This is a genomic window from Bradyrhizobium sp. LVM 105, assembly GCF_003957705.1.
GTDB classification, from domain to species: domain Bacteria; phylum Pseudomonadota; class Alphaproteobacteria; order Rhizobiales; family Xanthobacteraceae; genus Bradyrhizobium; species Bradyrhizobium frederickii.
On the sequence record NZ_QZMV01000021.1, the window covers coordinates 61,680 to 70,637 of the forward strand.

At 64.0% G+C, this 8,958-nt stretch carries 7 protein-coding genes; all 7 read left to right on the forward strand.

Annotated features, from left to right (window positions below):
• Positions 1–121 precede the first annotated feature (121 nt).
• The 7 genes from D6B98_RS35170 to D6B98_RS35200 all read left to right on the forward strand — a co-directional run bounded on the left by D6B98_RS35170 (position 122) and on the right by D6B98_RS35200 (position 8,892).
• Positions 122–895, forward strand: coding sequence for a motility protein A (locus D6B98_RS35170; RefSeq protein ID WP_126261587.1), 774 nt, complete (start codon positions 122–124; stop codon positions 893–895).
• A 23-nt stretch (positions 896–918) separates the two neighbouring features.
• Complete coding sequence (locus tag D6B98_RS35175) at positions 919–1,749, forward strand: OmpA/MotB family protein (RefSeq protein ID WP_126261588.1); 831 nt, start codon at positions 919–921, stop codon at positions 1,747–1,749.
• A gap of 222 nt (positions 1,750–1,971) precedes the next feature.
• Positions 1,972–3,870, forward strand: coding sequence for a potassium transporter Kup (locus D6B98_RS35180; RefSeq protein ID WP_126261589.1), 1,899 nt, complete (start codon positions 1,972–1,974; stop codon positions 3,868–3,870).
• 137 nt (positions 3,871–4,007) lie between these two features.
• The gene (locus tag D6B98_RS35185) at positions 4,008–5,936 is read left to right on the forward strand and encodes a potassium transporter Kup (RefSeq protein ID WP_126261590.1); all 1,929 of its coding nucleotides are present in this window, start codon (positions 4,008–4,010) and stop codon (positions 5,934–5,936) included.
• A 332-nt stretch (positions 5,937–6,268) separates the two neighbouring features.
• The gene (locus D6B98_RS35190; RefSeq protein WP_164719077.1) at positions 6,269–6,595 is read left to right on the forward strand and encodes a rhodanese-like domain-containing protein; all 327 of its coding nucleotides are present in this window, start codon (positions 6,269–6,271) and stop codon (positions 6,593–6,595) included.
• A 9-nt stretch (positions 6,596–6,604) separates the two neighbouring features.
• Positions 6,605–7,783: an aminotransferase gene (locus D6B98_RS35195; RefSeq protein WP_126261592.1), complete on the forward strand. Its 1,179-nt coding sequence runs from the start codon at positions 6,605–6,607 to the stop codon at positions 7,781–7,783.
• Positions 7,784–7,785: 2 nt separating this feature from the next.
• Entirely contained in the window at positions 7,786–8,892 is a 1,107-nt protein-coding gene (locus D6B98_RS35200; RefSeq protein WP_126261593.1) for a polyamine ABC transporter substrate-binding protein, read from the forward strand.
• Positions 8,893–8,958: the final 66 nt, after the last annotated feature.

The following is an 8,958-nucleotide window of genomic DNA, read 5'->3' on the forward strand; positions in this document are numbered from 1 at the left end:
CTGGCTCAACTTAACCTTTACGCGGCTTTAAGGGCGGCGCTCTAGGGTTTCCGATGCGGTTCGGGGTTGGGCCGCACCAGCGGCCAGGACGGCCGTTGTCGCGTACGCGTTGGAGTCGATGATGGATATAGCGACACTTGTCGGACTTGTCGCGGGCGCCACCGTGGTGTCGACCCTGATCTTGATGGGCGGCAGCTTCGGGATGTTTTACGACATCCACGCCGTGATCGTCATCTTCGGCGGCTCGTTCGCAGCAACGATGATCCGCTTTCCATTGTCCGCGATGATCCACGGCGTGCCGCTCGGCGCGAAGTTTGCGTTCACTCTGAGCCGCCTCTCGGCTCACGACCTCGTCGACGAACTCGCCCGCATCGCGGAAATCGCACGCAAGCAGGGCCCGGTCGGACTGGAAAAGGTAGAGACTGACGAGCCGTTCCTCGCCAAGGGCATCCGCTATGTCGCCGACGGCTACGACCTCGATTTCATTCGCGACAATCTGGAGCGCGACCGCGACAACTTCCTGATGCACCTCGACGAAGGCAGCAAGATCTACCGTGCCGTCGGCGACTGCGCCCCGGCGTTCGGCATGATTGGCACGCTGCTTGGCATGGTGCAGATGTTCTCCAACATGTCGGATCCTTCCAAGCTCGGTCCGTTCATGGCCACCGCGCTGCTGGCGACCCTGTACGGCGCCGTTGTCGCCAACCTGGTCTGCTTGCCGATCGCCGACAAGCTGCACGGCAAGCTGCTGGACGAGGAGACCAACCGCACCCTGATCATCGACGGCATCCTGATGATCCGCGACTCCAAGAGCCCGACCTTGGTGCGCGAGATGCTGCTGGCCTATCTGCCGGAGAAGCATCGTGACACCGAAGGCGAGCCGGTGCCGGCTTAAGGCCGCCGCCTGGATTTTGAAAGATGGCCAAGAAGAAGCGCGGCAATGCTCACGGCGGCGGCCACGGCTGGTTCGTGACCTTCGCCGACCTGATGGCGCTGCTGCTGGCGTTTTTTGTGATGCTGGTCGCGTTCTCCACGCAAGACGCCAACAAGCTGAAGATCGTCGCGGGCTCAATGCGCGAGGCGTTCGGCGTGCAGAGCGAAGCGCGCTACTCCGGCATCGTCGAGTCCGACGGCCTGCCGACCCGCCCGCGGCTGAAGAACGTCGATCACATCCAGCCCGAAGATGCCTCCAACACCCCGACGCCGGACCAGGAAGACCGCAACAAGACGTCCGGCGCGAAGATCAAGGTCGACCGCAATTTCGCGCTCGCCGCAGCCTCGCTGCGCCAGGCGTTGCAGGACATGCCCGAGCTGACCGAGATGTCCAAGCACATCATGTTCGAGGAGACCAAGCAGGGGCTCAACCTGGAGATCGTCGATCAGGACGGCCGCTCGATGTTCGCCGACGGCTCCAAGGTGCCCTATGACCGCACCCGCCGCCTGGTCGAGAAGCTCGCAATTCCGCTCAAGGCCACGCCGCTGCGCGTCTCCATCGCCGGCCACACCGCCGCAGGCTTCGTGCCGAACCGCAGCGATTACGGCGCCTTCGATCTGTCGGCCGACCGTGCCAATGCCGTGCGTCAGATTCTCGAACGGGAGGGCCTGCCGCCGTCGCACATCTTCGCCGTCGCCGGCAAGGCGGACACCCAGCCGCTGTTTCCGGACGATCCCTCGCTCGCAGCCAACCGGCGGGTGACCATCACCCTGATGCGCGAGGATCCGCCGCTGCCGCCGAATCTGAGGCCGTGACCGGATGCGGTGAGCATCGGCCTTCCGACGCGATCATGCCCGGAAGCTGACCCCCCTTGCGCTACCATCCTACCTGAGGCATGTCGTCGCGTCGGCGATGAGCGTGGCTGCGGCGTCACAGCATCCGGCTCGGCGCCTGCTATGGTGGTACGCCGATTGACAGGCACACCGGAAGCGTCAAAAGGCCGGATCAAATCCAGGGAAGAAGCGTTTTCCACCCTCATGACGGCGAGTATCACACAGGCCGAGACCCAGGACGGGCCGGTCAGATCGGGTTTTTGGTCCCTTACGCTCGGGAGCATCGGCGTCGTCTTCGGCGATATCGGCACCTCGCCGCTCTACGCATTCCATGAGGCGGTCAAGGCCGCCGCCCATGGCGAGCCGGTCTCACGGGGCATCGTGCTCGGTGTGCTCTCGCTGATCCTGTGGGCCCTGCTGATCGTCGTCACCGCCAAATACGTCCTGCTGCTGCTGCGTGCCGACAATAACGGGGAGGGCGGCACGCTCTCGCTGATGGCGCTCGGTCAACGTGCGCTCGGGCGGCGAAGCTGGGTGCTGCTCGCCCTCGGCGTGGTTGGCGCCTCCATGTTCATCGGCGATTCCATGATCACGCCAGCGATCTCGGTGCTATCGGCAGTGGAAGGCCTGAAGCTCGCAACCCCTGCGCTCGAGCACTACGTCGTGCCGCTCACCGTCCTCATCCTGGTGCTGCTGTTCGCGGTGCAGAGCAAAGGGACCGCGCTGGTCGCTTCGGCGTTCGGGCCGGTGATGGTGGTTTGGTTCACCGTCATTGCGGTGATGGGGGCGGTCCACATCGCCGACGACCCCTCCGTGATGGCGGCAATCAATCCTTATTACGCGGTGCAGTTCGTGCTGTCGCACGGCACGATCGGCCTCGTGACGCTCGGCGCGGTGTTCCTGGCGGTTACCGGCGGCGAGGCTCTCTATGCGGATCTCGGCCATTTCGGACGCAAGCCGATCCAGTCGGCCTGGATGTTCTTCGTGCTGCCCGCGCTCCTGATCAACTATTTCGGGCAGGGTGCGCTGGTGCTGTCCGATCCCAGCGCGATCCAGCACTCGTTCTATCGCATGGTGCCCGACAGCCTGGTGCTGCCGCTGGTCGGGCTTGCGACCGCCGCAACGGTGATCGCGAGCCAGGCGGTGATCACCGGCGCTTACTCGCTGGTCTATCAGGCGGTGCAGCTCGGCCTCTTGCCGCGCTTCGAGGTGCGCTATACCTCGGAATCCCATGCCGGCCAGATCTATCTGCCGCGGGTGAACCGGCTGCTGCTGATCGGCGTGATGCTGCTGGTGCTGCTGTTTCACACCCCCAGCAATCTGGCGTCGGCCTACGGCATCGCGGTCTCCACCACCATGGTCGCCGACGGCATCATGGGTTTCGTCGTGATCTGGAAATTGTGGAACTGGCGCGCGGCGACGGCCGCGGCCGTGATCGTCCCCTTCGTCATCGTCGATTTGAGCTTCTTCAGCGCCAACCTGCTCAAGCTGCTCGAAGGCGCCTGGGTGCCGCTGCTGTTCGGCGCGGTGATGGCGGGAACGATCTGGACCTGGCGGAAGGGGTCCGCGATCTTGATCCAGAAAACGCGCCGGATCGAGGTGCCGCTGGACGACTTGGTCCGGAGCCTCGAGAAGCGGCCCCCGCACATCGTCAAGGGCACCGCGGTGTTCCTGACCAGCGATCCCTCCTTCGTGCCGACCGCGCTGCTGCACAACCTCAAGCACAACAAGGTGCTGCACGAGCACAACGTGATCCTGACCATCGAGACCGCACAGACGCCGCGGGTCGACTTGGCGGAGCGATTCCGCATGGAGAAGATCAGCGACAAGTTCTTCAAGGTTCGTCTGCGCTTCGGATACATGGAGCAGCCGAACGTGCCCAAGGCGCTCGCGATCGCGCGCAAGCAGGGCTGGCAGTTCGACATCATGTCGACGTCGTTCTTCGTGTCACGACGATCGCTGAAAGCATCCCCGCAGTCGGGTATGCCGCTGTGGCAGGATCATTTGTTCATCGCGCTCAGCCGGTCCGCCAACGATGCCACCGATTATTTCCAGATCCCCACCGGGCGCGTGGTTGAGGTGGGAACCCAGGTGATTATTTGAAGACAACTGCCGCCATGCGAAAATTGCATGGTAAGGGCCCACAATCGGGCTAGGCTATGCCGGCAGCGCAGGGCTATAAGCCGCGCGCTCTTCCGCCATTGTGCAGTGAAGCATTTCAGAGGCCACCGGGCTCTCCCATGACAAGTGACGTAGCGACTTCCGCACCGGAAACGGCGGCGGCCAATGGGCATGGCGATACCCATACCACCGCCGGTTTCGGTGCGCTGACGCTCGGCAGCATCGGGGTGGTCTATGGGGATATCGGCACCAGCCCGCTCTATGCGTTCCGCGAGGCGGTGACGGCGGCCTCGGGCGCCGAAGGCATCGCCACCCCGGCTGCCGTGCTCGGCGTGCTCTCCCTGATCCTGTGGGCGCTGATCGTCGTGGTGACGCTCAAATACGTCGTCATCCTGCTCCGCGCCGACAACAACGGCGAGGGCGGCACGCTCGCCCTGATGGCGCTGGCTCAGCGCGCGGTCGGCACCGGCGGGGCCACCATCGTCCTGCTCGGCATCATCTCCGGTGCCCTGTTCTACGGCGATGCCGTGCTCACGCCAGCGCTCTCGGTGCTGTCGGCGATCGAAGGCATGAAGGACGTCACCCACAAGTTCGAGCCATACATCGTCCCGCTGACCGTGGTGATCCTTGTCTGTCTGTTCGCGGTGCAGTCACGCGGCACGGCGCGCGTTGCCGCCTTCTTCGGTCCGATCATGTGCGTCTGGTTCGCTGTGCTGGCGATCGCCGCGATTCATCCGATCATCATGCAGCCGCAGGTGCTGCTCGCGCTGAACCCGCTCTATGCCGTGTCCTTCATGCTCCACCACGGCATGATCGGCTTCGTGACGCTCGGCGCGGTGTTCCTGGCCGTCACCGGCGCCGAGGCGCTCTATGCCGACCTCGGCCATTTCGGCAAGCGGCCGATCCAGATCGCCTGGCTGTTCATCGTGCTGCCGTCGCTGGCGCTGAACTATCTGGGCCAGGGAGCGCTGGTGCTCGCCGATCCCGGCGCGATCGTGAGCCCGTTCTTCCAGCTCTTTCCGCAAGGCTTCGTTCGCGGCTGCATGGTCGTGCTGGCGACCATGGCGACCGTCATCGCCAGTCAGGCCGTCATCACCGGCGCCTATTCGCTGACGCGCCAGGCAATCCAGCTTGGCCTGCTGCCGCGCTTTGAAATTCGCCATACGTCGGAAGCCCATTCCGGCCAGATCTTCATCCCGCGCATCAACCAGTTGCTGCTGGTCGCGGTGGTGCTGCTGGTGCTCATGTTCCGCTCCTCCAGTGCCCTGGCCTCGGCCTACGGCATCTCGGTCACCGGCACCATGGTGGTCACGGCCATGATGGGCTTTATCGTGATCTGGAAGGTCTGGCGGTGGTCGCCATTCGCCGCCGCCGCTCTCATTGCGCCATTCCTGTTCCTCGACCTGACCTTCCTTGCCGCCAACCTGCTCAAGGTGTTCGAGGGCGGCTGGGTGCCGCTGGCGCTCGGCGCGCTCATGATCATCCTGATGTACACGTGGCGGCGCGGTAGCCGGCTGCTGTTCGAGAAGTCGCGCAAGCTCGAGTTCCCGCTCGCCGACCTCGTGGCTATGCTGGAGAAGCGGCCCCCGCAACGCGTGCCCGGCACCGCCGTGTTCCTGACTTCGGACCCGCTCAGCGCCCCGACGGCGCTGATGCACAGTCTGAAGCACTACAAGGTGCTGCACGAGAAGAACGTCATTCTCACCATCGAGACGGCGCAGACCCCGCGCATCGATCCGGCCGAGCGCGTCAAGCTGGAGCAGATCTCACCGACCTTCTCCAAGGTGACACTGAAGTTCGGCTTCATGGAATCGCCCAACGTGCCGAAAGCGCTGGCGATCGCCCGCAAGCTCGGCTGGCAGTTCGACATCATGTCGACCTCGTTCTTCCTGTCGCGCAGGGCGCTGAAGCCCGCCGCGCATTCGGGCATGCCGCGCTGGCAGGACCGGCTGTTCATCTCGCTCAGCCGCTCCGCCAACGACGCCACGGATTATTTCCAGATCCCCTCCGGCCGCGTGGTCGAAGTCGGCACCCAGGTGGCGATCTAGGCGCAAGTCGGCGTCCTGTCCGTCTCCACCGCAGTCATCGCCCGCGAAGGCGGGCGATCCGGAGGCCGGCGTCGAAGAATTCGCTCTCGCCGCAGCCGCCGCAGCGTACTGGATTCCCCGCCTGCGCGGGGAATGACACCGAATGGGTGGCGAGGGCTGAAACAGGGCCTCTGGGCATGGCCCCGAAAGCCGCACTTCAAGTAGCTGCGATTTAGCTTTAACTTGCGCTGGGCGGCTCAAGCCTTTGTAGCGCTTGATTTTCGTCTCCCGAGAGGCGAGGTTGCCGCCGGCCGGGGCGCCCCGGCATGCGGCTCGCGACGTTGGAGGATGATGTGGCAAACCAGGTACAGGATCTGACCCCGGACGAGGTCTCCAAAGGTGTCGCGGAAGGACGCTATCTGCTGGTCGACGTTCGCGAGCCGAACGAGGTCCAAGCCGAGGCCTATCCTTACGGCGTCGTCGTGCCGCTCTCGACCTTCGATCCCAAGGCAATTCCCGATCCCCAAGGCAAGCAGGTCGTGTTCGCCTGTCGCTCGGGCAAACGCTCGGTGACGGCCTCGCTCGCGGCGCAGGCGGCGGGCCTGCCTTACGACAAGCATCTGGCCGGTGGCATGCTGGGCTGGAAGGCGGCCGGTCTTCCCAGCAAGGTCGATGGCTGACCTCACCCGATGTCAAAGAGCTCCTCGCTGAACAAGGTCTTCGCCGACCTTCCCGTCACCATCTTCGAGGCGATGTCGCAGGCGGCCCGCGACAACAATGCCATCAATCTCGGGCAGGGCTTTCCCGACGATCCCGGCCCGGAGGACATCCGCCGCGCCGCGGCCGAGGCCTCGCTGAACGGCTACAACCAGTACCCGTCGATGATGGGCCTGCCGGAGCTGCGCCAGGCGATCGCGACCCATTACGGCCATTGGCACGGCCTCAAGCTCGATCCGATGAGCGAGGTGATGGTGACATCCGGCGGCACCGAGGCGCTGACCTCGGCCATCCTCGCGGTGGTCCAGCCTGGCGACGAGGTGGTTTGCTTCCAGCCGGTCTATGATTCCTATTTGCCGATCATCCGGCAGGCCGGCGGCATTCCGCGCCTCGTCCGGCTCGAGCCGCCGCACTGGCGGCTGAACGAGGACATGCTGAAAAGCGTCTTCAATTCAAAGACCAAGGCGGTGCTGTTCAACAATCCCTTGAATCCTAGCGCGGTGGTCTATCCGCGCGAGGACCTCGAGCTGCTCGCGCGCTACTGCCAGGAGTTCGACGTCATCGCGATCTGCGACGAGGTCTGGGAGCACGTCACCTTCGACGAGCACAAGCACATCCCGCTGATCACCATCCCGGGCATGCGCGAGCGCACCATCAAGGTCGGCTCGGCCGGCAAGATCTTCTCGCTGACCGGCTGGAAGATCGGCTTCGTCTGCGCCGCGCCGCCGCTGTTGCGCGTCGCCGCCAAGGTGCACCAGTTCCTGACCTTCACCACCGCGCCGAACCTGCAGGCCGCCGTGGCCTACGGTCTCGGCAAGTCCGACGACTATTTCCTGTCGATGCGCAAGGATTTGACGCGGAGCAGGGACCGCCTGACCAAGGGACTCGAAAGCCTCGGCTTCCCCGTGCTGAAGTCGCAGGGCACCTACTTCCTTACCGTCGATCTGTCGCCGCTCGGGCTGAACGAGAGCGATACCGAATTCTGCTGGCGCATCGTGAGGGATTACAAGGTCGCGGCGATCCCGGTCTCGGCCTTCTATGAGCAGGACCCGGTAACCTCGGTGGTGCGCTTCTGCTTCGCCAAGAAGGACCAGACATTGGACACCGCGCTGGAGCGGCTGTCCGACGCGGTGCGTGGACGCAAGAGGTAGCGATGACGAAGGTTGGCCGCTCGAGGCTTTGCTTTTCCTGGCTTTGCCTTGGTTTTGCATTCGCCGCAGCGCTGACGTTGCTCATCGTCCCCGCCAGGGCCGAGGAGCGGGTCGTCAACTTCTACAATTGGTCCAACTACATGGCGCCGGACGTCCTGGAGGCCTTCACCAAGGAGACCGGGATCAAGGTGGTCTACGACACCTTCGATGCCAACGAGACGCTGGAGACGCGCCTGATGGCCGGCAAGTCCGGCTACGACGTCGTGGTGCCCACGGCCTACTTCCTGCAGCGCCAGATCAAGGCCAACATCTTCCAGAAGCTCGACAAGGCGAAGCTGCCGAACCTCGCCAATGCCTGGCCGATGGTGACCAAGCATCTGGCGACCTACGATCCCGGCAACGTCTACGCCGCCAACTACATGTGGGGCACGACGGGCATCGGCTACAACGTCCCCAAGGTGAAGCAGATCCTCGGGGCCGATGCCAAGATCGACAGCTGGGACATCGTCTTCAAGCCGGAGAACCTGGCCAAGTTCAGAGATTGCGGCGTGCACATGCTCGACTCCGCCGACGACATCTTCCCGGCGGCGCTGAACTATCTCGGGCTCGATCCGAACTCGACCAAGCAGGCGGACCTGGAGAAAGCCGCCGATGCCGTCGCCAAGGTCCGCCCGTCCATCCGCAAGTTCCACTCGTCCGAATACCTAAGCGCACTCGCGACCGGCGAGATCTGCTTGGTGGTCGGCTGGTCCGGCGACATCATGCAGGCCCGTGCCCGCGCCGCCGAAGCGAACGCCGGCATCGAGATCGGCTACGCCATTCCGAAGGAGGGCGCGCAGATGTTCTTCGACAATCTCTCCATCCCCGCCGACGCCAAGAACGTCAACGAAGCCTACGAGCTGATCAACTATCTCTACCGTCCCGACGTTGCCGCCAAGAACTCGGACTTCCTGTCCTACGCCAGCGGCAACCTCGCCAGCCAGAAGCTGGTCGATCCGAAGATCCTGAACGACAGGAACATCTATCCGGACGAGGCGACGCTCGCAAAACTGTTCGTCATCACTGCGCGCGAGCCGGCGACGCAGCGGATCATCAACCGTCGGTTGTGAAGAACACGCAAGCCGTTGAGAGAGAATCGATTTTTGGCGAACAGACATGGTTCTGTTCGCAGGATT

Coding starts and splice junctions, on each gene's coding strand:
- D6B98_RS35185 (WP_126261590.1), top strand. CDS start 4,008: ATGACAAGTGACGTAGCGACTTCCGCACCGGAAACGGCGGCGGCCAAT.
- D6B98_RS35175 (WP_126261588.1), top strand. CDS start 919: ATGGCCAAGAAGAAGCGCGGCAATGCTCACGGCGGCGGCCACGGCTGG.
- D6B98_RS35195 (WP_126261592.1), top strand. CDS start 6,605: ATGTCAAAGAGCTCCTCGCTGAACAAGGTCTTCGCCGACCTTCCCGTC.
- D6B98_RS35200 (WP_126261593.1), top strand. CDS start 7,786: ATGACGAAGGTTGGCCGCTCGAGGCTTTGCTTTTCCTGGCTTTGCCTT.
- D6B98_RS35170 (WP_126261587.1), top strand. CDS start 122: ATGGATATAGCGACACTTGTCGGACTTGTCGCGGGCGCCACCGTGGTG.
- D6B98_RS35180 (WP_126261589.1), top strand. CDS start 1,972: ATGACGGCGAGTATCACACAGGCCGAGACCCAGGACGGGCCGGTCAGA.